Source organism: Micromonospora aridisoli (genome assembly GCF_056150025.1).
Window position 1 is genome coordinate 1 of the sequence record NZ_JAXCFK010000112.1, and the last position, 575, is coordinate 575.

Annotated in this window: 1 protein-coding gene; it reads right to left on the reverse strand. The window is 33.4% G+C overall.

The window, feature by feature from the left end; translation table 11 throughout:
• Positions 1-360 precede the first annotated feature (360 nt).
• Positions 361-575: hypothetical protein (locus tag SM447_RS29620; protein ID WP_474576159.1), on the reverse strand; the 215-nt coding region annotated here is incomplete at its 5' end.

Genomic DNA, 575 nt, shown 5'->3' on the forward strand with positions numbered 1-575 from the left:
CTAGTGTTCAAGGGTGGTGTTAATTTTGATTGTAAAACTGTTTTTATTTTTAAGTGTCACAACGAAACTTAAGGGTGTTAGACCAAAATGAAAGGTGAAATTATATTAGTTAAAATGTAATTGTAGGCCAAAATAAATAAACTGTTTTTTTGCTGATTTGAACTATGAAGCTTAAGCCTAGCCGTGGTTACGATTTAATTTTATAGTGAAAAAATAGTAGAAAAAGAAGCTAATTATTAGCCTGTAATTATTTTTAAATGGTAGTGCATAAGTGAATTGCTTTAACTTTTTTGGATATCTCGTTGCGAATGGATACCAGCAATAGGATTTATAGCCTACAAGGCGTAATGATCATATCACCTACAGAAACTGATCAGGTCTGCCTTTTAAGCGTTGTTCAATCTTCTTCTTTTTTGCGGTTAGTTCCTTCATGATCTCCATAATCTTAGCGTCCTTGTTTTTTTTGTAAACTTCGTTCAATGCAAGTATCAAACGTTTTGCTTCTCTTGATGCCTCCACTCGGTCACTTGTAGACATATGGGACATTTTTGCTTTTTCAAATTCGAGTGCCTGAT